This is a genomic window from Nocardia sp. NBC_01329 (assembly GCF_035956715.1).
GTDB lineage: Bacteria > Actinomycetota > Actinomycetes > Mycobacteriales > Mycobacteriaceae > Nocardia.
This window is the reverse complement of sequence record NZ_CP108381.1, coordinates 5,813,487-5,837,967: the sequence shown is the minus strand read 5'-3', so window position 1 is coordinate 5,837,967 and position 24,481 is coordinate 5,813,487. Positions and strand designations below refer to the sequence as shown.

The window sequence follows — 24,481 nt, the reverse complement described above, 5'->3', positions numbered from 1 at the left end:
CGCGGGGTGGGTGCCGATGTCCGCCGACCGGGCGGGCGGTGCTTCGGACACGGCGGCGTAATACCGGAGAGTGCCCGGGCACGTGCCTAGGGTCGGGGACCATGAACACTGCCCGTAAGAGATCGACCGTGAGAAGGTCCGGCTCCCGTATGGGGCCGGGCAGTACCGTACGACGCCGTTTCGGGCGACCCGGGTTCGGGTTGGTGACGTTCGCGCTGGTGGCGGGGCTCGCGCTGGTATCCGCGCCCGCGCACGCCGAACCCACCGGGCCGGACGTCTCGTCCTGGCAGCACGGCGGCGGCCGGCCCATCGACTGGTTCTCCGTCCGCGCGGCGGGCCATCGTTTCGCCATGGTCAAGGCCACCGAGGGCCTGGACTACATCAACCCGTTCTTCATCCAGGACAGCCTGCAGATGCGGGTAGCCGGGATGGCCCGCGGCACCTACCACTACGCCCGTCCCGAACTCCCACCCGAACCCCAGGCTGCCCTCTACGCGACGATCGTGCTCGGCCAGAACGGCCCGCTGGATCTGCCGCCGGTGCTGGATATGGAGAATTCCGGCGGCCTGGCGCCGGGCGCCCTGATCGACTGGACCCACCGCTACCTCAACACCGTGCAGACACTCACCGGCCGGGTTCCGATCGTCTACACCTATCCCCGGTTCTGGCAGACCGCTATGGCCGACAGCGATCAGTTCCACCGCTACCCGTTGTGGATCGCCGACTACCGTGACCGGGCCGAACCGGAGGTCCCCGGCCGCTGGCCCACCTGGACGTTCTGGCAGCAGACCGACTCCGGCTCGATCCCGGGTATCCACGGCAACACCGATGTGAACGTGTACAGCGGCGCGCAGGGCGATTTCGCCCGCTTCGCCCGGATGGGCGGACTCACGGGCAGCGGATAGCCCCCTAGACTCCGATCCGGCCGCCCCCGGACTTCCAGACCGCCACCACGGCCGGGCGCGGCTGGGTCGTCCCGCCGTCCGGCCAGTGCGATGCCGGCCGATCCACCGACGCGTCGTCGGTTTCGCCCGGATGCTGGACACACACCATGACCCGTTCCTCGGTGATCACCGGACCGCAGGTCTCGGCGCCGACCGGGACCGACAGGAACTGTTTGGTCTCGCCGCGCCGGTCGCCGTCGAGTACCACCGCGAACAGTCCGTCGTTGGCGTCCAGCGCGTTACCGTCGGTGCTGATCCACAGGTTGCCGTACGGATCGAACGCCAGGTTGTCCGGGCAGGAGATCGGGCTGACCTTCGTCTTGTCGTAGCCCGCGAAATAGGTGTCGGCGGCGGCCGGGTCACCGCAGACCAGCAGCAAGGTCCAGGTGAACGCGGTACCCGCGTGATCGTCGGTGAGCTCGAGGACCTGCCCGTTCTTGTTCTTGTCGCGCGGATTGGCCTCGTCGACCGCCGGTTTGCCGTCGGTACCGCGCTTGTCGTTGTTGGTCAACGCCACATAGACCTTGCCGGTCTTGGGGTTCGCCTCGAAATCCTCGGGTCGGTCCATCTTCGTGGCGCCCACCTTGTCCCCGGCGAGGCGGGTGAACACCGCGACCTCCTCGGCGGTCATCCCGTCCACCAGCGATTCGCCGCGGCCGTCCTCGGCCGCGCGCAGGATCGGGATCCACTGGCCGGAACCGGTGAAACCCTTGTCGGAGGGCACCGTGCCGGAGCCGTCTATCCGATCGGGGTGGTCACCGGTGAGTTTCGCGACATAGAGGGTGCCCGCGTCCAGCAGGGTCATATTGTGGCGGCGGCTCGCGGCGCCGGTGCCCGCCTCGATCTTTCGTGCGGAGACGAATTTGTACAGGTAGTCGAAACGTTCGTCGTCCCCGCAATAGGCGACGACGGTGCCATCAGCGGTGACGTGGATATTCGCCGCCTCATGTTTGAACCGGCCCAGCGCGGTGTGCTTGACCGGGGTGGAGGTGGGATCCCACGGGTCGAGTTCGACCACCCAGCCGAAGCGGTTGGGTTCGTTGGGCTCGGCGGCGATATCGAAGCGTTTGTCGAATTTCTCCCAGTAGTGCGGGGCATCGGATTCGGCGATGCCGTAGCGCTTCAACCGGGCGGCCGATACCGGATCGGCGGCGTCGCCCACGAAATAGGCGTTGAAGTTCTCCTCGCCGGAGAGCACGGTGCCCCACGGGGTCACACCGCCGGAGCAGTTGTTGATCGTACCGAGCACCTTGGTACCGGTGGGATCGGCGGCGGTCTTGACCAGCGGACTGCCCGCCGCCGGGCCGGTCAGCCGGAACTCGGTCGTCGCGGTGATCCGCCGGTTGTATTTCCCGAACGCGGGCGCGAGCCGCCCCGTCCCGGCTTCCCCGTGCACCTCGACCACGGACAAACCGTGCGCGGCCATCGCGATCTCGACCTGCTCCCGGGTGATCGCCGCCGGCTCGTACCCCGCGAACATGAACTGCTCGGTCGTGTACTCGTGATTCACCACGAGCAGATATCTGCCCGGCTGTCCCTCGATCGGCAGCAGACCGGCGAAATCGTTGTTGTAGCCGAACTGCTTCGCCTGCGCGGCCGGGGTCTGCCGGAAGAAATCGAATGCGGGAGCGTCCTCGAACAGCGGATCACCCCAGCGGATCACCACGCCCTGCTCGTAACCCTCGGGAACGACCAGCGCGTCCCGAGTGTTCGGCGCCACCGGGGTGAACCCGGTTCCGGTACCTTCGGTGGTCGCGGTCGTCCCGACCTGCGGGTCGTCACCACAGGCGGCGAGCGCGCTCGCCGCACCGACCGCGACCACCGCTGCCGCGCTGCCCTGCAGCAGGCGCCGCCGGGAGATCCCCGCGACGATATCCCCGAAGTAGGTGTTCGACGAAGTGTTGGGCACCTCGTGGAAGCACGCGTTTCCGCATTTGTACTGGCAGGTGACGCGAGACCGCGACCCGGCCGGGTCGTGGGCGACGAAAAGCGCGAGGGGTTTCACAGTGGACTCCTGTTCCGGGCTGAACGCCCGCACGGTAGCCCACCCAGGCGAGTCTCAGGAGGACAGCGGATTAACGATTGTGTTTTCGCCCTTGGCGGCGTGCACCTCATCGAACAGGTCCCAGCCGTCGCGGCGGCCGACGGTGCGTACCTCGGCCATCCACCCTCGTCGAACCGCTCCGTCGACGAAGGCTCGGACCACGCCGGGCTTGTTCAGGTTCAGGAAACGGTCCCCGATCCAGATTTCACCGGCCGAGGAGTACCCACCATCGGGGACATTGCGCTCCCCATCGGAGCGGAAGACAAGCGTCAGGCCGGCCACCGAGCCGAGTTGCCGCAGCCGCAGAACTTCCGTACAGCCGTCCACATGCTGGTGGTAGGTCCGCCAGAGGTACTGCCACGCACCCACCCTGAGCACCCGGTAGCTGTGATCCTTCCGCATCGCACGATGCTAACGGCGGACCATAGGTCCGCCCCAACGATTTCTCGAGCGGACGGCCGTGCCGAGAACTCTCGGCACACTCAGCCGACGATGTTGATCAACCTGCCCGGAACCACGATCATTTTGCGCGGGGCCTTGCCGTCGAGCAGAGCGGCGATCTTCTCGTCGGCCAGCGCGGCCGCTTCGATCGCCGCCCGATCGGCCTCGACATCGACCTGGATACGGCTGCGGACCTTACCGTTGACCTGGATCGGGTACTCGACGGTCTCGGCGGTCAGCAGCGCCGGATCGGCCACCGGGAACGGACCGTGCGCCAGGGAGTGGCTGTGGCCCAGTCGCTCCCACAGCTCCTCGGTAATATGCGGGGCCAGCGGCGCCAGCATCAGCACCACCGGTTCCACCGCCGAACGCGGCGCGCCGCCCGGATAGGCCTTGGTCAGATGGTTGGTCAGTTCGATCAGTTTGGCACCGGCGGTGTTGTCGCGCATGGCCGCCAGATCCTCGTCGACCCCGGCGATCGTCCGGTGCAGCAACCGCAGTGTCTCGTCGGCGGGATTGTCCTCGGTGACCCGGGTCGCGCCGGTCTGTTCGTCCACCACGAGCCGCCAGACCCGCTGCAGGAACCGGTGTGCCCCGATGACATCCTTGGTCGCCCATGGGCGGGAGAGGTCCAGCGGACCCATCGCCATCTCGTAGAACCGGAAGGTGTCGGCGCCGTACAGTTCGCAGATCTCGTCAGGGGAGATCGCGTTCTTCTTCGATTTACCGATCTTGCCGTATTCCTGGTACACCTCGATCTCGGTGCCGGCGGTATCGGTCCAGTAGAACTTGCCGTCACGTTCTGTCACTTCGGCGGCCGGGACGTAGCTCTTACGTGCGTCGGCGTAGGCGTAGTCCTGGATGTAGCCCTGGTTGAACAGGCGGCGGTAGGGTTCGCTGCTGGTCACATCGCCCAGATCGAACAGGACCTTCTGCCAGAACCGGGCGTACAGCAGATGCAGCACCGCGTGCTCCACCCCGCCCACGTACAGGTCCACGCCACCCGGATCGTCGGCGCCGTGCTCGGCCGGGCGCGGGCCCAGCCAGTAGTTCTCGTTCTCTTTCGCGCAGAACGCCTCGGCATTGGTCGGGTCGGCGTAGCGCAGCTGGTACCAGGAACTGCCCGCCCAGTTGGGCATCACATTGGTATCGCGGCGGTAGGTGCGGGGCCCGTCGCCCAGATCCAGTTCGACCTCGACCCAGTCGGTGGCCTTGGCCAGCGGCGGGGACGGTTCGGAACTCGCGTCGTCGGGATCGAAGGTGACCGGGGCGAAATCGTCCAGTTCGGGCAACCGCACCGGCAGCATCGATTCCGGTAGCGCGTGCGGGGCACCGGATTCGTCGTAAACGATCGGGAACGGCTCACCCCAGTACCGCTGCCGTGCGAACAACCAGTCCCGCAACTTGTACTGCACCGTGCCCGCGCCGTGGCCGTCGGTTTCCAGTCGGGCGATCACCGTGGCCTTCGCATCCGCGATGGTCAGGCCGTCCAGATAGTCGGAATTGATGGCCGGTCCGTCACCGGTGTATGCCTCGCCGTCGAAATCCGCGGGCGGCTCGACGGTACGGATGATCGGCAGACCGAAAGCGGTCGCGAAATCCCAGTCGCGCTGGTCCTGGCCGGGCACCGCCATGATCGCGCCGGTGCCGTAACCACTCAGGACATAGTCGGCGATGAAGATCGGGATCCGCGCCCCGTTGACCGGGTTGGTGGCATGGGCACCCAGGAAGACTCCGGTCTTCTCCTTGTTCTCCTGGCGTTCCAGATCCGATTTCGCGGCAATGGATTTCCGATAGGCCGCCACGGCCTCGGCCGGGCTCGAGCCACTACCCGTCCAGCGCGGATCGGTCCCCGCCGGCCAGGCGGCCGCCGTCACACGATCCACCATCTCGTGTTCGGGAGCCAGCACCATATAGGTCGCACCGAACAGCGTGTCGGGTCGCGTGGTGAATACCTCGACATCACCGGCCGCCGTGGCGAACTCGACCCGCGCGCCACGGGAACGGCCGATCCAGTTGCGCTGCATGGCCTTCACGTTCTCCGGCCAGTCCACCCGGTCCAGATCATCGATCAGCCGGTCGGAATACGCGGTGATCCGCATCATCCACTGCCACAACCGCTTACGGAACACCGGGAAATTACCGCGTTCACTGCGGCCGTCGGCGGTCACCTCTTCGTTGGACAGCACCGTGCCCAGACCCGGACACCAGTTCACCACCGAATCCGTCTGGTAGACCAGGCGATAGGAGTCGAGGATCGCATTACGTTCGGCGACCGGCAGATCCGCCCAGTTCCTACCGTCCGGGGCCGGACGAGCCCCCGTCGCGAACTGCTGCTCCAGCTCCGCGATCGGCCGGGCGCGGCCGATCTCCTGGTCGTACCAGGCGTTGTAGATGCGCAGGAAGATCCACTGCGTCCACTTGTAGTACTCGGGATCGGTGGTCGCGAACGACCGCCGCCGGTCGTGCCCCAGCCCCAGCCGGTCCAGCTGCCGCTGCATGGTGGCGATATTGGACTCGGTGGTATCGCGCGGATGGGCCCCCGTCTGCACCGCGTACTGCTCGGCCGGCAGACCGAACGCGTCGTAACCCAGCGCGTGCAGCACGTTGCGGCCGCGCATCCGGTGGTAGCGGGCGAACACATCAGTGGCGATATAGCCCAGCGGATGGCCGACGTGCAGCCCCGCCCCCGACGGGTACGGGAACATGTCCTGGACGAACAGTTTGTCGGCCGGGACCTCCCCGGCCAGCGGCCCGACCGGGTTCGGAGCGTAGAAGGTGCCGCGCTCGTTCCAGCGTTGCTGCCATTGCCGCTCGATCTCCCCGGCGAGCTGGGCGGTGTACCGGTGAGCGGGCGTATCACCGGCGCGACCCTGGGGTGCGCCGTGGTCTACCGAGCCCGGCCCGGCCGTCTCGGTTGCGCGGGAGTCCTGCACGGTCCTGCCTTCTCTAGCTGCTGTGGGGAGAATTCCGTGCCGACAGCCTAAGACTTGCCCCCTGACAAGCCCAAAAAGGCACAGGCGTAGCCAGCGTTGGTGACCGTGATCACCCACGACCGCCGCCCGGCCAACGGCACCAGGACGGAGGCGATACGGCCGCCTCCCCCTCCTGTCTACTGCCGATGGTCGGGGCCCGCCCCGGTTCTGGAGCGACGAAGCGATGGAGCGCAGCGACTGAGCGCAGGAGTGAAGAACCGGGGTCACGAGGGCCCCGACGCCCCGCCGCAGGCGGGGCAAACAACACAGTCGGGGCCCGCCCCGGTTCTGGAGCGACGAAGCGATGGAGCGCAGCGACTGAGCGCAGGAGTGAAGAACCGGGGTTAATAGGGCCCCGACCCGCGACGCCGGAGGCGGCGCCATATACACAGCCCCCGACCCGCCCCGCCGAAGGCGGGGCAAACAACACAGCTATTCTCGGTGGGTGTTCGTTGTCGCAATTCTCCTGTTCGTCTTGGCCCTGGTGGCTCTGACGACGGGTGTGCTCGGCCTGGTCGGCCGTCTTCCCGGCAACCGTTATGTAGGTGTCCACACCGAGGCCGCGTTGCGCGATGAAGCGGCGTACCGGGCCGCCAACCGGGTCGCCGCACCGACTTCGATCGCAGCCGGTGCGCTGCTGGCCGCGGGGGCGCTGGTCGTGCTGGCCGCCGGTGGGCTCATCGGCGTGGTGGTGACCGCGGTGGTGCTGGTTATCGCGCTGTTCACGCTCGGCGCGGGCGCGAATGCGGGTGCCCGGGCCGCGGAGGCTCTCGCGCCGCCCGCGGAGACCGGCGGATGTGGTGGCTCCTGCGGGGGTTGTTCGCTCAAGAGCACCTGCGAACCGGCCGCGGCGCAGCCGGCTTGATCGCCGGTCAGCCCAGCCAGTCCAGTACCGATGCGGCCGTCCACGACTGCTGCATACTGCCCAGCGGTTCGCCGGTGAAGGGTTCATAGTATTCGGCGAAGCTGCCGTCGCTGGCCTGCCGGAGCGCCTCGGCGCGCAGCATGTACGAGCGTTCCGCCCAGCCGCGGTGGGCGAATACCCAGGAGAACAGCCAGCTCATCACCGGCCATACCGGGCCCCGCCAGTATTCGCGCGACCGGAAATCCTTCGATACCGGCGAGGTGGAGGGCGGTAGCGCGTAGCGCAGATCCGGGTGGCCGCAGAACCGCGGGCCCTCGAACAGGCGCAACAGGTTGCGTTCGGTGGCTCGGGGCAGGCCACCGCTGATCAGGGGGGCGAACATGGCCAGGGTTTCGGTGGTGATCCAGCGTTGTCGGCGGGTGTCGTAGTCGCGGGCTGCGCCGGTGCGCGGGTCGGCGGTGGCGATCACCCCGGCACGGAACCGGTCGGCCCAGCCGAAGAGTTCCCGGGTGTCGGATCTGGCCTGGTGATACTCCTCGCCGATCTGTCCGAGCACCTCGCAGGCGAGCGCGAAGATCGCGGTCACGAATACGTCTTCGACCGCGAAGTCCATCGCTGAGCTGAGCGCGTCGTCGTCGTAGCGGGCGCGGCGCATCTGCTCCAGGAGCCACAGATACCGGTCGTATTCGCGGTCGGTCGGCCGCTGGGTGGTGTCGGCGACGACGAGGAGGTCCTCGCGCCGGTAGGGCGGGAGATCGCCCGGCACCACGTTCGCGTAGGCGCGGTCCCAACGCGGGGAGTTGTCCATCCCGGATTCCCAGCCGTGGTAGAGCGTGATGCGGCCGCTGCCCAGCGGATCGCGGGCGTGGGCCAGCCAGCGATGCCAGCGCACCAGGTCGGCCCAGCGCCGGTTGAGGAATTCCTCGGCGACGGCGCGGGTACTGCGGCCGTGGCGGCGTGAATGGTCCAGGATGCGTTGTACGGCGATGGCGTGGACCGGCGGCTGGGTGATGCCGGAGGTGTCCGGACCGTCCGGTGCGTTGGCGGCCAGCAACCGGCATTCCCAGCGGGACGGGCCGGGGAAGTATCCGTCCACGCCGTTGGCGAAGACGATATGGGGGATCATGCCGTTCTTCCACTGCGCCGAGAGCAGGGTGTCGAGTTCGATCACCGCGCGTTCCACACTCAGCGGCGCCAGCCCCACCGCCACGAACGCCGCGTCCCAGCTCCACATATGTGGGTACAAGCGCGGCGCGGCGCTGGTCATGGTTCCCAAATCGTTGCCGCGCAGCAGATAGGCCGCGCGGGCGGCGAGCTGCGTGGGAGTGAAACCTGGGTGCGCCATCTCTACATCTTGCTGGTCGGTGCCGGGGACACGCGGTATCGGTGCGTGTGAACGCAATATCTACCCAGTCGCGGTTTCGTTCCGGTGTGCGCCGTATTTCGCGCGCGCTACACGAACTTGCCGAACCCTCGCATCGCGAGGGTGGGCGCGGTGCGGTGTGGTACGCACTACCCGGCAGGCCGTTCACGGACCGCCCGGGCAGGGGCCGAACCTCGGCAGCGCGACGAAACGAGGAGTGGGCGATATGCAGGACGAAGCCGACGCACCCCGGGAACAACCGGTAGCGCTGGTGACCGGCGCCGGTCGTGGTCTGGGCGCCGCGATCGCACGGGAGCTGGCGGCCGACCACCGACTGCTGCTGGGTGCGCGTACCGCCGCCGGGTTGGAGCCGATCCTCGCCGAGCTCCCCGGGGCCGTCGGCGTGCCGGTGGATCTCACCGATTACGCGGCTGTCGCGGCCGCGGTGCGATCGATCGACCGGCTGGACGTACTGGTGCACAATGCCGGGATCGCCGATCTGGGCACGATCGCCGAATCCTCGGTGCGGCAGTGGCGCGATACGCTCGAGGCCAACCTGATCGCTGTCGCGGAGCTCACCCGTCTGCTGCTACCGGCCCTGCGGGCAGCCAACGGTCATGTGGTGCTGGTGAATTCGGGCGCGGGGCTGCGCGCCAATGCCGGCTGGTCGTCGTATGCGGCCAGCAAATTCGGCCTGCGAGCGTTCGGTGACGCGCTGCGGCTCGAGGAACCGTCGTTGCGGGTGACATCGATCCATCCGGGCCGAATCGATACCGATATGCAACGGGCGATCGTGGCCGGCGAGGGTCGCCGCTATGAGCCGAACCAGTTCTTGCGTCCGGAAACTGTCGCCCGCGCCGTCCGGACCGCGATCGACACCCCGCGCGACGCGCAGCCCACCGAGATCGTGTTGCGCCCCTGGTGACCGCCTCCTCCCGGCAGCCTCACCGCCGGTGATCCGCCGAAGCCGATAGCGATGCCGACCGGATTGCGCGCCGATACCATCGGCCCATGGGAGCAGGGGGACTCCGAGGTTCGTACGGCGGCGGACGCGAGTGCGCATCCGCCGCCGTGAAAGCCGACCCGCGGCACCGTGTCCGGTGTGGTCAGTGCTCGTCGTAGTGGCCGTCGTGAGCTGCGTGTCGGTGCCCGTCGTGGATGTAGTCGACGTGGTCCCCGTGCGGCACCGCGACGTGACCACAGCCCTCTCCGTGCATGTGCTCATGTGCTGCGTGCTCGGCGTGGCCGGGAGTTTCGCATTCGTCGAAGTGCCCCTCGTGGGCGCGGTGCAGATGTCCGTCGTGGACATAGTCGACGTGATCGCCGTGCGGAACCGCGACATGCCCGCAGTCCGGGCCGTGTACATGGGTATGGTCGGTGTGCTGATCGTGTGCCGTTGTCATCGGTGTTCTCTCTTTCCTCGAGCGGTCGTTTTTCTCGAAACGATCACCTGGAATTACGCACACGGATACATTATCAAATGCGCATCAATGCAGGTAGCCACAGATGCGCCGGCGTGGATAGTACGGCGGTTCGCGAGGCGTGAACCCGCTACCTCCCAACCATGGCAACCTGACCATCTACCCGAATCATCCGACCATCAAACGCGTTTCGGGAATTTTCTGGCACGTTTCAGTGTCTTCCGAGTACCAACCGCGTAACGTCGGTGTAGTTCGAAACCGCCGGGCGACAGTCTTCATGGCCCGGCGGTTACCGCTGCGCGTCAGTTCTGGCTGGTATTCCACTGGCAATACCGTGATGAAGATCGGACACGAGGACCTCATGATGATCCGCAAGATCGTTGCGGCCGTAGTGCCGCTGCTCGCAACCACCACCGTGGGCGCGGCAGTCGTGCACGCGGAACCCGCGACCCCCGAGATCGGCTACCGGGCCGAGCTCATCGGCAACAGGGTGGTCACCACTCTCACCAACGGTACTTTCGAGATCGACGGCGAAACCGTCCAGATCCTGGACACCTCCGGCACCACTGTCGTCTCGCTACCGCTGGCGGTTCGCGAGGGCGCGACCGAATACCCGCTTCCGCACGCCGTGCGCGACGAAGGCCGGGTGCTGGAGTTGACGGCGGTCAAGGATGTGGCGGCGGCGCGGCCCGCGGCACAACCGGTGGCGTCGCCGTACGAGAACTACACGGCCCAGAACAACTTCGCTTCCCAGTTCGGCCTCGCCACCGCCATCGGCGGTTTCATCGGTACCGCACTGGGCGCGCTGATCGGGCTGACCGGAATCGTCTCCGGACCCGGGGTGATCGCCAGCGTGATCGCCGGTGCCGCCATCGGTGGCATCATCGGGTCCATCGTCGTGGGCGGGCCCACGCTGATCATCGCCGGCGTCGACCTGCTCAACACTTTGGCCGCCGCCCCCGGCACCACACAGTGGGCGCCGCGCCAGCAGGCGCAGTCGACGAACTGACGGTGCCCGCGGCCACAGGTCGGTGACGCGATCCGATGATCGTAGGGACAAAAAGGGCCCGTTCCGGCGTATACGCCGGAACGGGCCCCTTCCACGTCGGTCGTCAGGCGATACCGCTGACCGGCTCCGGATTGATCTCGTCGCGCCAGGCGATGGCCTCGCGGACCTGGGTCAGATCGTAATCCGGGCCGGTGATGCCGACAGTGAACAGCGTGGCACCGGCCTTCAGGTAGTCCGGCGCCTTCTCCGTGCCGGGCCAGGCGACCGATCGCTCGATATCGGCCGTTTCGGTGCCCACTCGCGTGCAGTGCTCGTCGAGCACCTCGCCCTTGTGGGTGAAAACATCCAGTTCACCGAAGCTGTGCCAGATATCGGCGTATTCGGCCACCAGCCGCAGCGTCTTCTTCTCCCCGCCGCCGCCGATGAGGATCGGGATCTCCCGCACCGGCTGCGGGTTGAGCTTCGCCAACCGACCGGAGATCCGCGGCAGGTACTCCTTGAGGAGGTTCAGGCGGCTGCCCGCCGTACCGAAGTCGTACCCGTACTCGTCGTAGTCGCGTTCGAACCAGCCCGACCCGATACCCAGGATGAGCCGGCCGCCACTGATCCGGTCGACGGTGCGGGCCATATCGGCCAGCAGGTCCGGGTTGCGATAACCGCCGCCGGTGACCAGCGCACCGATCTCCACCCGTTCGGTCTGCTCGGCGAACGCGCCGAGCATGGTCCAGCATTCGAAATGCACGCCATCGGGATCGCCGTACAGCGGATAGAAATGATCCCAGTTGAACACGATGTCCACACCCGCGTCCTCGGCCCGCAACACGGCATCGCGGATGAGTCCGTAGTCGGGCGCGTGCTGGGGCTGGAGTTGAACTCCGATCCGGACCGGTCGGCTCATCTTGTTTGACTCCTCGTCGTCGGGTGATCTCCCGAACCCGAGGCTACCGGGGTTCGGGGCGCCCGGCCCGGTACCGGCGGCATGTCCACCGACCATCGCCGGCGTCGATATCTTCCCGAATTCCGGTCGGGCATGGATTGCGTAACAGATGAATACACCCCTATTTCGGAATTCCTACGTGGGTAGCATTTCGACAGCGTCTCGTTGCCACGACCCGCTGCCGGTCGGCGATCACGCACAGAAGGAGGCTCCCGCCCATGCCTGTGTGCACAACTCGCGACGAAGTGAACATCTATTACAAGGACTGGGGCAACGGACGACCGGTCGTCTTCATCCACGGCTGGCCGCTGAACGCCGATGCCTGGGATGACCAGATGAAATGCGTGGCCGACCACGGCTACCGCGGTATCGCTCACGACCGGCGCGGCCACGGCCGCTCGGATCAACCGTGGAACGGTTACGATTTCGATACCTTCGCCGATGACCTGAACGATCTGCTGACCGGTCTCGAGATCCACGACGCGACGCTGGTCGCGCACAGTATGGGCGGCGGCGAGCTCGCCCGGTATATCGGCCGGCACGGCACCGAACGAGTACATTCCGCGGTACTGCTCTCGGCGATCCCGCCGTTGATGGCCAAGAACGAGAGCAACCCGGAAGGCGTGCCGGACAAGGTTTTCGAAGAGATCAAATCCGGAATCCTGAATGAACGTTCGCAGTTCTGGAAGGACACTTCCGAAGGATTCTTCGGCGCGAACCGCCCCGGCAACAAGGCCACCCAGGGTAATCGCGACGCATTCTGGATGATGGCTATGCGGGAAAGTATCCAGGCCGGTGTGAAATGCGTCGACGCGTTCGCCTGTACCGATTTCACCGAGGACCTGCGGAAGTTCGATTTTCCCACCCTGGTCGTGCACGGTGACGACGACCAGGTGGTCCCGTTCGAGGCCACCGGCCGCAAAACCGCAGAGATCGTGCAGGATTCGACGCTGAAGGTGTACGAGGGCGGTTCGCACGGAATCGCGCTGGTTCCCGGCGACAAGGAGAAGTTCAACGCCGATCTGCTGGAATTCCTCGACCACTGACGGCCACGGGGCACGGACCGCGTTCCTCGGCTGACCGGAGGGACGCGGTCCTTCGTGCTGTCCGGAGGCGGACATCCGCCGTTTTCGTGATCTCGGCAGGTCAGCGGAGTATCACTCGCCTGAAACGCCGACCTCGCCGGACACCGGGTATTCGGCAGGGGGTTTTCTACCGTTTCGCTGTACCGCTTCAAACCGAACGATCACGGGAGGTTGGACAGAGTGGCAAACAGCATTCGTGCCGTAATGGTCGCCGCGCTGGCGGCGGCGGCAGTAACCGGGCCCGCCGCGGCGAGCGCACTCGCGGCACCCGACTCCGAGCCCGACGCCCACTCGAACTACCGATCGGGAATCGGTGACCACACCCGCCCGGTCCCCAACGGCGACGAAAAGAGCGGGGCACCGGCCTCGATTCCCGGCTACTCGTCGTCGACCGGTGACAGCCGACAGTCCGATCGCTCCGGGGTGGACGAGGACCGGCAGTCCGGCGGCCTCGGTCACGACCAGCAGTCACAAACCGGTGGCCAGGACGGCAGCACCTTCCCGGGATGGGGTGTCGGCGCCAGCGGGCAGTCACGAACCGGCGGTGCCCAGTCCGATTCCAGCGGCTTCGGCGACAGCGGGCAATCCGGCAACGTCGGTAGCGACCAGCAGTCACAAACCGGTGGCCAGGACAGCAGCACCTTCCCGGGTATCGGCGACAGCCGACAGTCCGATTCCGGCGACAGCCGACAGTCCGATTCCGGCGGCGTCGGCAGTGCGCAATCACAATCCGGATCCGTGGACAGCCGGCAGTCGCAGTCCGGAAGCGGCGGTGGCCAGCAGTCCGGAACCGACGGTAGTCGGCAGTCGCAGTCCGGATCCGTCGGCGAAAGTCAGCAGTCGAGTCAGGGATCCGATTCGAGTGGGTCGGTGACCTCGCCCTACGAGATGGAAGAACGCCGGTAGAAAGCCACTGGGCGGTGGTCGAGGGCGCCCAGCGGTCGGGATCGGGCCGGCAACAGCGGAGCAGCCCCGCGGGTCCCGCGGGGCTGCTCCGCTGTTGCCGGCCGAGTCCGGGGCGCGGCGGTTCGCGACCGCTACCGGACCGGACGAGGTAGCCGGGACGAGGGTCAGTCCCGGACGAGCGACATCAGGTGATCCAGCGATCCGGCCGAGGGCAGTCCGAGCGCTCGCTCGGCAACGGTGCCCGCCTGCACCGCCGACAATCGACCCGCCACGTTCAAATCGAATTTCAGGGTGAGTTCGTCATCGGAGAGCGGGTCGGCGGGGCCACCGCGATTGTGGTCGATCCGCGCTTCGTGCCACTGTCCGTCGGTGGTCCGTACTCGTAGCACGGCCGGGAACTGATGCGGGTAGATCTCGTCGCACCGGTCGTCGCTCCGGCTGACCACGAGTGCGGCCAACTCGAGGGTACGCGGATCCCGGGCGGCTTCGTCGGTGAAGTCGGCATGTCCCACGCCCAGTCCGGAACCGCCGAGCAGTGCCCGCGCCACCGTGTACGGCCCCGAGAAGGCCGCGTGGTAACCGGATTCCGGCGCGGCCTTCGCCGCAGGCGGTTCGGCGATTGTGCGCAGCACCGGCTTCGGCACGCCCAATTCGATTTCCGCGATCCGGTCCGGATCGAGCCCACCGCCGCGCAGTGCGCGGGCGGCATCGATCCCGGCGTGGGTGAAGTGGTTGCACGGATAGGGTTTGAAGAAGATCCCCGGGAGTTCCCAGTGCTCGCCCAGCCGGTCGACGACCTTGGCCGTATCGGCCCGGTCACCGCAGAAGGCGTGCAGGAATCCGAAGCGGCCCTCGATCACGGTGGGCGGTCCCGTGAGGCCGTGCCGGGCGAATTCCGCGGCGGTCACGCCCGAATGCGCGGCCCAGCCGCAGTGCGCCCGTTTGACAGTGCCGCCGGTGCGATTGGCTTCCAGCAGACCGGCACCGAAACTGGCGGCGATACCCATCGCGTCGGCGATACCCTCGGCGTCCAGGCCGTACAGCATCGCCGCGGCAGCGGCCGAACCGACAGCGCCACAGATGGAAGTCGCGTGCTGGCCGCGTTCGAAGAATTCGGAGTTGCCCAGTTCTTCGTCGTAGCCGCCCATCCCGAGACGTACCGCGATCTCGATACCCATTCCTGCCGCGTCGAGAACCGCGGCGCCGTCGGCGCCGGTGGCCTCGCCGACCGCGAGGGCCGCCGGGACAACCGAGGCCGACGGGTGCAGGACTGACGGCAGATGCGTGTCGTCGGAATCCATCGAATGCGCGAGGGTGCCGTTCACCAGCGCGGCGGTGGCGGCGGGGAAACGCTCGCCGGTACCGATACCGGTGGCCGCGGCGGCACCGGCCCAGCCGCGAGCGACGGCCGTAACGGCCTGTGCCGACGGCTGGCCCTGAGCGGCAAGGGAATTACCGAGCACGTCCAGGACGCGCCGGGCCACATCCTTGCGGAGTTCGTCGGAGAGTCCGGCGGTGCGGGTCTTCGCGGCCAGGGCGGCGAGCCGGCCGACGACGGTACCGGTGAGGTCGTGGCGAGCGGAGGTAGCGGTGCTCACACCGTGTCCTGACTCGCTCATGCCGGCACCACCGCGACCGGGCGCACCGGCGACCCGGTCCCGCCGGTGATGCGCAGCGGCGCCATCACGAAGGTGAATTCGGTGAGGCCGCGCGCACTCGCATCCTCCAGGTTCAGATGTTCGATGATGTGGATCCCGTTCTCCACCAGCAGCACCCGGTGTACCGGCAGGACACTGTGTCCCTTGCCCGGCGGGATATGTTCGAAGGCAGTGGTATCCGCGCCCGCGGCCACGATCCCGGCCGCGGCGAGCCACTGCGCCGCACCCACATCGGCACCCGGAACCCCGTCCTGCTGGCCGAGGTAGCGCTGGGCATTGTCGAAATGGCGGGCCCAGCCGGTACGGATCAGTACGACATCTCCGCGCCGTGGCGTCACCCCGGCGGCGTCCGCGGCGTCGCGCAGATCCTGTTCGGTGACGGCCTGACCTGCCTCGAGGGCTTCGACGCCGCGGACCCGCGGCACATCCAAGAGCAGCCCTCGCCGCAGCATGAACGGGATCGTCTCGGCGCCGAGTTCGGCGAACCGGCCGCCGCGCTGCGCCTCTTCGGCGTCGATATCGCCGTGCAGTTTGCCGCAGTGACTCACATGCGAGAGGGCATCCACATGGGTGCCGACGTGCCCACCGGTCACGATGATCTCGTTGGCCGCCGATCCGCCGTCCGGGCGGACCATATCGCCGTGCCGGCGGATCAGGGTCATCCGGAAACCGGGATGGTTGGGCGAACAGGGCATCCCGGTCGTATACGGATGACCGAGCTCGACATAGTCGACATCGCTGCTCACCACCGCGTTCAACAGCGCGTCCGGCGCGGTGGTCACGGTTTGTTCGGTCATGCTCTCACTCCTCGTACTGCGGTGGCCTCGGCCCGGTCGAGAATCACGCGGGCGTTCGCGACGACGGCGGGATCGATGAAGCCGCCGTTCTCGTCGAGGACCGCGGATTCACCCGCCGCCTGCGACGCGGCCGCGCATTCCACGATCCGCCGGGCTCGGCTATGTTCTTCCGGCGACGGTGTATAAGCCTGGTTGACGATGCCGATCTGGTCGGGATGGATGACGGATCGCCCGAAGAAACCCTGGGCGCGTCCGGCGCGCGACGATTCCGCCAGACCTGCCGGGTCGTCGACCGCGGTCCAGACGCTCTGGACCGGTGACGACAGTCCGGCGGCGCGCGCTGCCGTGACGATCCAGCCCCGCGCCCAGGCCAGACCCTGGGCCTCGGTACGCATATCGGCGGCCAGATCCGCTTCCCCCAGCGCGATTCCGGTGACGCGCGGATGGCATTTCGCGATGGCGGGTGCCGCGAGCAGGCCCGCGGCCGATTCGATGATGGCATGGACCTGGCAGGTGAGCCGGTCGGTCGTGGCCGCCACCGATTCGGGCGTCTCGGCTTTCGGCAGCCGCACCCCTGCGGGAGGGACCTGCGCAGCGGCCAGGCCGGCGAGTTCGCTTTCCAGCCAGGATGACCCGATCGCATTGAGCCGCAACCAGATCCGCCGTTGTGGCGGCACGGTGCGCAGCGCGGCAAGGGCATTGGTCAGCGCGCGTTCCTTCGCGTGGACCGGAACAGCGTCCTCCAGGTCGATCACCACGGCGTCGGCGGGGCTGTCGATCGCCTTGCCGATGCGGTCGTCGCGATGACCGGGTACATAGAGCCAGCTGCGCGGTGTCATTTCGCCACCGCCCCAGCGGTATCCGGCATCCGGTAGCCCAGCGCGCGCGAGACCCGCTGCGCCGCTTCGATCAGTGCGCTCTCGTAGCGGTCGCAGGCTTCCTCGGTCATCCGGTAGCTCGGTCCGCACACCGATACCGACCCGATCACCGCGCCATCGGCCCCGAACACCGGCGCGGCGATCGACCCGGCGCCCTCCTGACGTTCGCCACTCGACCGGCACACGCCACGCTCGCGCGCTTCGCGCAGCGCTTCGCGCAGCGAAGCCGGGTCGACGATGGTCGTGCTGGTCAGCCGGGGCAGCGGCCGCGACAGCAGATCGTCCTGTTCTTCCTCGGAGAGGTGGGCCGCGATGATGCGGCCCGACGAGCCACTGTGCAGGTCGAACCGGCGACCCAGGTCGACGGTCATCTTGATTTCCTGAGTACTCTCGACCTGGTCCAGGTAGACGCGCCCCCCGGGCAGCCGCCCGGTGACGGTCGCCGTCTCGCCTGTGGCGCGCTGTAGGTCCACCAGGGCCTCGCGGGCCATCCGTCGCAGCGGGGATACGTCCAGTGCGCGGGCGCCGAGCGTCGCCGCCGCCGGTCCGAGCAGGTACCGGCGGGTCGAGGGTTCGTAGAGCAGTAGACCGCATTCGACGAAGGTTGTCAGGATGCGGTGGGCGACCGCCTTGGACATACCGGTCGAGCGGGCGATCTCCGAGACGCCGAGCGCGCTCGATCGGCGGCCGAACTCGAGCAGCACATCCGCTGCCCGCGCGGCAGACGTGGTGCCTCCACTGGAGGACTCCATCGTGGCTCCGTTCTGCGGGGTCTTTTCGTTGTTCCGACAGCGACGCTACCGACGTGCCCGTCGTACATATAAATAGAATCTATGAACTAAGTTGTACCGCTTAGCGAAACGAATGTCCAGGCCGCTCGATCAGCTCACACTTGAGTTTCTGCGGCGTTAATCCTTTCTACAGGCACTTGTGTCCAGATTGTCAAACGTGCATAGTGCAGGGGACCACATTCTTGCGTTCCGCTCAGCGGAACATGATAGGAGGAAGCGTGGACGGTCCGGATTTCGATCTCGTCGTCGCCGGCGCGGGTGGCGGGCTGGTCGCCGCACTACGCGCCGCCGAACTCGGCGCGAACGTGCTCGTGGTCGATGCCGACGAGCACTTCCAGCGCGGTAACAACACCTCGATGTGCACCGCGATGATCCCCGCCGCCGGCACCCGCTGGCAGCACGCCGCGGGCGTCCAGGACAGCCCGGACCGCTTCCTCGCCGATATCGACCGCAAAACCGGCGGTACCGCCGATACCCGGCTCGCCCGCGCGCTGGCCGGGGCAGGCGCCCCGCTGGTCACCTGGCTGGCCGACGTGCAGGAACTCGACCTCGAACTGGTCACCGACTTCCGCTACCCCGGGCACAGCGCCGACCGCTGTCACACCATCCCCGGCCGGCACGGCTCCCGGCTGCTGCGCCACCTCGTGGAGCGCGCCCGGGCTCACCCCCGGATCGAACTGATCGCTCCGATGAGCCTGCGCGAGGTGTACACCACCGACGGCCGGGTCAGCGGAGTCGAGATCGCGACCCCGGATGGGAACAGCGAACACCTGACCACCCCCGCCGTACTGCTCGCGACCAACGGCTTCGGCGCCGACAGCGATCTGGTCCGCCGATGGATCCCGGAGATCGCCGACGCGCACTACCACGGCGGCCGGTTCAGCCGCGGCGACGCGCTGCGGATCGGCCGGGGCCTGGGCGCCGATACCGGCTACCTCGACGCCTACCAAGGGCACGCGGCGCTCTCCTCGCGCAGCCAGACCCTCATCGGCTGGGCCACCGTCGTACACGGCGGCGTCATCGTGAACAGCGAAGGCCGCCGATTCGCACCCGAGACCACCGGCTACTCGGAATTCGCGGCCATCCTCGCCGCGCAGCCCGGCGGTACCGGTTGGATCGTCATCGACGAACACATCGAAGAGCTGTGCTCGGTGTTCGACGATTTCCGTACGGTCGCCGACAGCGGATCACTGGTCCGTGCCGCGACCGCCGCCGAACTGGCCCAACGGATCGGCGTACCGGCCGCGACGCTGGACGACGAACTCACGGCTGTCCGGCGCGCAGCGACGGGCGAGGAAGCGGATAGGCAGGGCCGCACCGACGAGCGACATCCGCTCACCGCGCCCTACGTCGCCATCGCCGTTACTCCCGCCCTGTTCCACACGCAGGGAGGGCTGGTCGTCGACGAACACGCGCGGGTACTGGCCGATGGTTCGCCGGTCCCCGGTCTCTACGCCTCGGGCGGCGCGGCCATCGGGATCTCCGGCCACGGCGCCGGGGGCTATCTCGCCGGCAACGGACTCATCACCGCACTCGGGCTGGCCTACCTCGCCGCCGAGCACGTGACCAGCCCGGTCACCGCCTGACCACAGATTTCACAAACGGATATTCGCCAGGAGAAGAGATGACCTCGTACCTGATCAAGAACGGCACCGTGGTGCGTACCGAGAACGCGGCCCCCGAGGAGGGCGAGGCCGCGGACATCCTGATCGTCGACGGCAAGATCGCGGCCATCGGCGCGAACCTGCGGTCCGAGGATGCCGAGATCGTCGACGCCACGGGCAAGCTGATCTTCCCCGGTGTGGTGGACGCCCACCAGCACTGGGGTATCTACAACCCCCTGGCCGAGGACACGCAGACCGAATCCCGCGCGAGTGCGCAGGGTGGTGTCACCACCGCGCTGACCTATATGCGGACCGGGCAGTACTACCTGAACAAGGGCGGCTCCTACGCCGATTTCTTCCCGGAGGTCCTCGACGCCGCCGCGGGCCGCAGCTATATCGACTACGCGTTCCATCTGGCGCCGATGTCCAAGGAACATATCGGCGAGATCCCCGACCTGGCCGCGGATCAGGGCGTGACCTCGTTCAAGATCTTCATGTTCTACGGCAGCCACGGGCTGCACGGGCGGTCCACCTCGCAGAGCGATTTCCTGATGATCCCCGAGGACGAGCGCTACGACATCGCCCATTTCGAATTCGTGATGCGCGGGGTGCAGAAGGCCCGTGAGCAGTTCCCCGAACTCGCCGAGCACATCTCGCTGTCGCTGCACTGTGAGACCGCCGAGATCATGAGCGCCTACACCAAGATCGTCGAGCAGGAGGGAACGCTGAGCGGCCTGGCGGCCTACAGTGCCTCGCGCCCGCAGCATTCCGAAGGCCTGGCCGTCACCATCGCGTCCTTCCTGGCCGACGAGACCGGACTGCCGAATATCAACTTGCTGCACCTGAGCTCGGCCAAGGCGCTGAAGGCCGCCATGAAGATGGCCGAGGCTTTCCCGCACGTGAACTTCCGCCGCGAGGTCACCATCGGCCACCTGCTCACCGATATCGACAACGCGAACGGCCTGGGCGCCAAGGTGAATCCGCCGATCCGCCCCCGCGAGGATGTCGAGGCGCTGTGGGAGCATCTGCTCGCCGGCAATATCGACTGGGTCGTCTCCGATCACGCCTGCTGCAAGGACGAGGTCAAATTCGGCGAGGACCGCGACGATGTGTTCGCCGCCAAGTCCGGTTTCGGCGGTACCGAATACCTGCTGCCCGGCCTGGTCACCGAAGGCCGTAAGCGTGGCCTGTCACTGCGCCGGATCGCCCAGCTCGTCGCGTCGAACCCGGCCGACCGCTACGGCCTGCCCGGTAAAGGTCGGCTCGCCGAGGGCGTCGACGCCGATATCGCCATCGTCGACCCGAACCGCACCTGGACCGTGCGCGCCGCGGATTCCGAATCCACCCAGGAATACACGCCGTTCGAGGGCTCCGAGCTGAGTGCCGCGGTCACCGACACCTTCGTGCGCGGGAACCGGGTGCTGGCCGACGGCGTCGTCACCGGCGAGCCCGCGGGCCGCTACATCTCGCGGCCGTACTGAGGAGATCGAGATTGAACGACGAGTCGCAGCCGACCGGCCCGCTACGCGGAATCAAGGTCCTCGATGCCTCCACCATCCTGGCCGGACCGCTGACCGCGCAGATCCTGGGCGATTTCGGAGCCGAGGTCATCAAGATCGAGCACCCGCAGAAACCGGACGGGATGCGCGGCCACGGCCTCGACAAGGACGGCATACCGCTGTGGTGGAAGATGGTCGCCCGGAACAAGCAGACCCTCACACTGAACCTGAGCATCCCCGACGGCCAGCAGATCTTCCGGGATCTGGCCGCCGAAGCGGACGTGGTGATCGAGAACTTCCGGCCGGGCACCTTCGAACGCTGGGGTCTGTCCTACGCGGAACTGGCGGACCGTAATCCCGGACTGATCATGCTGCGCGTCACCGGTTTCGGACAGCACGGACCGTATTCGAAACGGCCCGCGTTCGGGACACTGGTCGAATCGATGAGCGGCTTCGCCCACCTGACCGGGCAGCCCGACGGACCGCCGACGCTGCCCGCTTTCGGGCTCGCCGATTCCATCGCCGGTGTCGCCGGTTCCTCGGCGATCTCGATGGCGCTGTTCGAACGCGAACGCAACGGCGGCACCGGGCAAGAGGTCGATCTCGACCTGCTCACCCCGATGATGACCGCGGTCGGCCCCGGGGTGATCTACGCCGATCAACTCGGGATCGATCAGGAGCGGACCGGTAACCGGTCGCAGAACAACGCGCCGCGAAACCTCTACCGCACCAAGGACGACCACTGGGTCGCGATCTCCACCAGCGCCCAGGCCATCGCCGAACGGGTCATGCGACTGGTGGGTCACCCCGAGGTGATCGACGAGGAATGGTTCGCGACCGGGCGCACCCGCGCCCAGCACGCGGACCTGCTCGACACATACGTCGGCGACTGGATCGCCGAACGAACCCGTGACGAGGTCACGAGTGTTTTCGAAGAAGCCGGCGCGGCCGTCGCGCCGGTCTACCGTCCGAGCGACCTGCTCACCGATCCGCAGGTCGTCGCCACCGACATGGTCACCACCGTCGAGGACAGCGAGCTCGGCCCCATGCGCATGCAGAACGTCATGTGGCGCATGACCCGATCGCCCGGGGCGATCCGGCACACCGGCCGACCCGCCGGTGCCGATACCGACAAGGTCCTCACCCACCTCGGGCGCAGTCCCGAGGATATCGACGACCTGCGGGCACGCGGGGTCATCTGACCCGCGGCAGCTTATCCGAGGAGTTCGCTATGAAATCGCGTTGGTGGACAATCACCATCATCTTGGGCCTGGTGGTGGTGAATTATGTCGATCGCAGCGCCATCTCGTTCGCAGCCAGTGATCTGCGGGACGAGTTCGGTATCACGACCAGCCAGTACGGCGTCATCAGTTCCGCATTCTCGATCGGCTATATGCTTTTCGCCCTGCTCTCGGGGCCGCTGGTCGACCGGTTCGGATCGCGCCGCGTCCTCATCGCGGGGATGTTCATTTGGGCCGCGGCCACGGGGCTGACCCCGTTCGCGGGCGGGTTCGTCGGTCTCATCCTGCTGCGTCTCGTCCTCGGCGCCGGTGAAGCGCCCTGCTTCCCGGCCGCGACGCGAATCGCCAGCCGGTGGTTGCCGGTGCACGAACGCGGCAAGGCACTCGCTCTGATCGGCGGTGTCGCCGTGTCCGGCAGCCTGCTGGTCGGCGGGCCGATCCTCACCCAGCTGATCGAGCTGACCAGCTGGCGGGGCATGTTCTGGGTGCTCGCGGTCGCCGGAATCGTCTGGGTGGTCGTGGCGTATCCGTTCCTGAAGAACTCCCCGAGCGAAGCGTCCTTCGTCTCGAAGGAAGAACTGGCCTACATCAAGTCGGGCCAGGCCGAAGGTGAGGACAGCGGACACGAGTCGAAGGTCGACTGGGGCGAGATCCTGCGCAACCGCAACCTGTGGCTCGTCGGACTCGGCTACTTCGCCTGGGGATTCATGTTCTGGGCCTTCATGTACTGGCTCCCCCAGTACCTGGAGCAAGAATTCGGGCTCTCCATCAAGGAGGTCGGCGGATTCTCGGTGGCACCGTGGGCGGCCGGTGTGGTCGGCGCGCTCGCCGGCGGCATCCTGGTGGACCGCGTGTACAAGCGCACCGAGAGCATCCGGTCGCGGTTCCTCATCATCGGTGTGGCGCTGCTGCTCGCCGGTGCCTCGATCGTCCCGATCCTGTTCTTCCCGGGCAATCTCACCGTCGCCCTGATCTGCATCTCCGCCGGCGTCGGTTTCGGGTTCATCACCGGCGGGATCTGGTGGGTGGCCTCGATCGACGCCGCACCGACCCAGCCCGGTACGGCGGCCGGTTTCGCCGACGCGTGCTTCGCCCTCTCCGGGATCATCGCTCCGTCGGTCATGGGCTTCATCGTCTCCGAGACCGGCACCTACGACGGCGGTTTCATCGTCATGACGGTGCTGTGCCTGATCGGCGCGGCGGCGATGCTGTTCTTCACTGTGGAACCGGAGCGTCCGGCGTCGCCGCGGGTACGCCCCGGAGAATCGGAGGGCGAGCTCACCACCACGAGCTGACGTCCGCCGGGATCCCCCGGCACCGATACGACGCACCGCGTAACCCGATGAGGGGTTACGCGGTGCGTTTCGCGGGGCTGACGCAGACCGGGGCGGTCCACCAGGCGGAGACGGCCGCGGCGACCTCACCGGGGCCGCCCTCCGGCGGCCCGCGCCATGGCTGGAGCCCGGCGGATCGTGACCGGGCCCCGGACAGCAAGAAACCCGCGCGGATCGCGCGGGTTTCTGTTCTCGTCGGCTCCTAGATGGCGCGGACGTCCTGGGCCTGCGGGCCCTTCTGACCTTGGCCGATCTCGAACTCGACACGCTGACCCTCATCGAGGGACTTGAAGCCGGAGCCGGAAATCTGGGAGTAGTGGACGAACACGTCAGGGCCGCCCTCGTCCTGCGCGATGAAACCGAAGCCCTTTTCGCCGTTGAACCACTTCACACTGCCTTGCGACATACTTTTGCTTTTCTTCCTGTTGCGAGCCGGGCGATCACTGCAACAACCCGTGCCCATCCCCCAGCATGCCACACCCCGGGCGGACACGCCGTGCAACCGCACGGCGGCGCTCGGACCTCTGAGACAACCCGGCTCGACCACTCGAAAAAATCTGCAGCGGCAACAGTAGACATTCCAACCAAGGTGCGGTAACTTCTGTCTCGTCGGAAACGAAGGAAGTATCCAAAGGGCACGGGAGATGACGAACTGCCCGTGAGGACAGGACCGGCGGGCGCGGCCACGG

The 24,481-nt window shown here is 67.3% G+C and carries 21 protein-coding genes; 10 read left to right on the top strand and 11 right to left on the bottom strand.

Annotation, left to right across the window (positions count from 1 at the left end; genetic code table 11):
- Positions 1 to 149 precede the first annotated feature (149 nt).
- The gene (locus OG405_RS26480) at positions 150 to 905 is read left to right on the top strand and encodes a glycoside hydrolase family 25 protein (protein ID WP_442790617.1); all 756 of its coding nucleotides are present in this window, start codon (positions 150 to 152) and stop codon (positions 903 to 905) included.
- A 4-nt stretch (positions 906 to 909) separates the two neighbouring features.
- On the opposite strand, the gene OG405_RS26475 is transcribed toward OG405_RS26480, so the two are convergent.
- The 3 genes from OG405_RS26475 to leuS all read right to left on the bottom strand — a co-directional run bounded on the left by OG405_RS26475 (position 910) and on the right by leuS (position 6,365).
- A complete protein-coding gene (locus tag OG405_RS26475) occupies positions 910 to 2,949 on the bottom strand; it encodes a PhoX family protein (RefSeq protein ID WP_327149118.1) in 2,040 nt (679 codons plus the stop codon).
- Between the two features lie 54 nt (positions 2,950 to 3,003).
- A complete protein-coding gene (locus tag OG405_RS26470; protein ID WP_327149117.1) occupies positions 3,004 to 3,390 on the bottom strand; it encodes a hypothetical protein in 387 nt (128 codons plus the stop codon).
- Positions 3,391 to 3,470: 80 nt separating this feature from the next.
- Complete coding sequence (leuS, locus tag OG405_RS26465; protein WP_327149116.1) at positions 3,471 to 6,365, bottom strand: leucine--tRNA ligase; 2,895 nt, start codon at positions 6,363 to 6,365, stop codon at positions 3,471 to 3,473.
- Positions 6,366 to 6,849: 484 nt separating this feature from the next.
- On the opposite strand from leuS, the gene OG405_RS26460 reads away from it, so the two are divergent.
- Positions 6,850 to 7,269, top strand: a complete 420-nt coding sequence (locus tag OG405_RS26460; protein ID WP_327149115.1) for an SdpI family protein — start codon at positions 6,850 to 6,852, stop codon at positions 7,267 to 7,269.
- A gap of 7 nt (positions 7,270 to 7,276) precedes the next feature.
- On the opposite strand, the gene ggh is transcribed toward OG405_RS26460, so the two are convergent.
- A complete protein-coding gene (gene ggh, locus OG405_RS26455) occupies positions 7,277 to 8,614 on the bottom strand; it encodes a glucosylglycerate hydrolase (protein ID WP_327149114.1) in 1,338 nt (445 codons plus the stop codon).
- 244 nt (positions 8,615 to 8,858) lie between these two features.
- Between ggh and OG405_RS26450 the strand changes: the two genes are divergently transcribed.
- Positions 8,859 to 9,557, top strand: a complete 699-nt coding sequence (locus tag OG405_RS26450) for an SDR family oxidoreductase (protein WP_327149113.1) — start codon at positions 8,859 to 8,861, stop codon at positions 9,555 to 9,557.
- A 181-nt stretch (positions 9,558 to 9,738) separates the two neighbouring features.
- Here the strand turns inward: OG405_RS26450 and OG405_RS26445 are convergent, their stop codons facing one another.
- A complete protein-coding gene (locus OG405_RS26445) occupies positions 9,739 to 10,035 on the bottom strand; it encodes a hypothetical protein (RefSeq protein WP_327149112.1) in 297 nt (98 codons plus the stop codon).
- A gap of 355 nt (positions 10,036 to 10,390) precedes the next feature.
- Between OG405_RS26445 and OG405_RS26440 the strand changes: the two genes are divergently transcribed.
- Positions 10,391 to 11,062, top strand: a complete 672-nt coding sequence (locus OG405_RS26440) for an ammonium transporter (protein ID WP_327149111.1) — start codon at positions 10,391 to 10,393, stop codon at positions 11,060 to 11,062.
- A 103-nt stretch (positions 11,063 to 11,165) separates the two neighbouring features.
- Here OG405_RS26440 and OG405_RS26435 read toward each other — a convergent pair whose 3' ends face one another.
- Positions 11,166 to 11,960: an LLM class F420-dependent oxidoreductase gene (locus tag OG405_RS26435; protein WP_327149110.1), complete on the bottom strand. Its 795-nt coding sequence runs from the start codon at positions 11,958 to 11,960 to the stop codon at positions 11,166 to 11,168.
- A gap of 257 nt (positions 11,961 to 12,217) precedes the next feature.
- Between OG405_RS26435 and OG405_RS26430 the strand changes: the two genes are divergently transcribed.
- Positions 12,218 to 13,045: an alpha/beta fold hydrolase gene (locus tag OG405_RS26430; protein ID WP_327149109.1), complete on the top strand. Its 828-nt coding sequence runs from the start codon at positions 12,218 to 12,220 to the stop codon at positions 13,043 to 13,045.
- Between the two features lie 219 nt (positions 13,046 to 13,264).
- Positions 13,265 to 13,990, top strand: coding sequence for a hypothetical protein (locus OG405_RS26425; protein WP_327149108.1), 726 nt, complete (start codon positions 13,265 to 13,267; stop codon positions 13,988 to 13,990).
- A gap of 164 nt (positions 13,991 to 14,154) precedes the next feature.
- Here the strand turns inward: OG405_RS26425 and OG405_RS26420 are convergent, their stop codons facing one another.
- From OG405_RS26420 to OG405_RS26405, 4 genes are read right to left on the bottom strand one after another with little or no spacing between them, the layout of a single operon-like run.
- Complete coding sequence (locus OG405_RS26420) at positions 14,155 to 15,609, bottom strand: MmgE/PrpD family protein (RefSeq protein WP_327149107.1); 1,455 nt, start codon at positions 15,607 to 15,609, stop codon at positions 14,155 to 14,157.
- Entirely contained in the window at positions 15,606 to 16,445 is an 840-nt protein-coding gene (locus OG405_RS26415) for a cyclase family protein (protein WP_327149106.1), read from the bottom strand. Before OG405_RS26415 ends, OG405_RS26420 begins: the two co-directional genes overlap by 4 nt.
- A complete protein-coding gene (locus OG405_RS26410; RefSeq protein ID WP_327149105.1) occupies positions 16,442 to 17,284 on the bottom strand; it encodes an HpcH/HpaI aldolase/citrate lyase family protein in 843 nt (280 codons plus the stop codon). The genes OG405_RS26415 and OG405_RS26410 overlap by 4 nt, the downstream gene beginning before the upstream one ends.
- On the bottom strand, positions 17,281 to 18,075 hold the full coding sequence (locus tag OG405_RS26405; RefSeq protein WP_327149104.1) for an IclR family transcriptional regulator: 795 nt from the start codon (positions 18,073 to 18,075) through the stop codon (positions 17,281 to 17,283). Before OG405_RS26405 ends, OG405_RS26410 begins: the two co-directional genes overlap by 4 nt.
- 257 nt (positions 18,076 to 18,332) lie before the next feature.
- Between OG405_RS26405 and OG405_RS26400 the strand changes: the two genes are divergently transcribed.
- The 4 genes from OG405_RS26400 to OG405_RS26385 are packed head-to-tail and all read left to right on the top strand — an operon-like array spanning position 18,333 to position 23,753.
- A complete protein-coding gene (locus tag OG405_RS26400) occupies positions 18,333 to 19,700 on the top strand; it encodes an FAD-dependent oxidoreductase (RefSeq protein WP_327149103.1) in 1,368 nt (455 codons plus the stop codon).
- Positions 19,701 to 19,738: 38 nt separating this feature from the next.
- A complete protein-coding gene (locus OG405_RS26395) occupies positions 19,739 to 21,199 on the top strand; it encodes a dihydroorotase (protein ID WP_327149102.1) in 1,461 nt (486 codons plus the stop codon).
- Between the two features lie 11 nt (positions 21,200 to 21,210).
- Positions 21,211 to 22,419 (top strand): CaiB/BaiF CoA transferase family protein, encoded by a 1,209-nt coding sequence (locus OG405_RS26390; protein WP_327149101.1) that lies wholly within the window; start codon positions 21,211 to 21,213, stop codon positions 22,417 to 22,419.
- A 29-nt stretch (positions 22,420 to 22,448) separates the two neighbouring features.
- Positions 22,449 to 23,753, top strand: a complete 1,305-nt coding sequence (locus tag OG405_RS26385) for an MFS transporter (RefSeq protein WP_327149100.1) — start codon at positions 22,449 to 22,451, stop codon at positions 23,751 to 23,753.
- Positions 23,754 to 23,994: 241 nt separating this feature from the next.
- Here OG405_RS26385 and OG405_RS26380 read toward each other — a convergent pair whose 3' ends face one another.
- Positions 23,995 to 24,198, bottom strand: coding sequence for a cold-shock protein (locus OG405_RS26380; protein WP_327149099.1), 204 nt, complete (start codon positions 24,196 to 24,198; stop codon positions 23,995 to 23,997).
- Between the last annotated feature and the right edge of the window lie 283 nt (positions 24,199 to 24,481).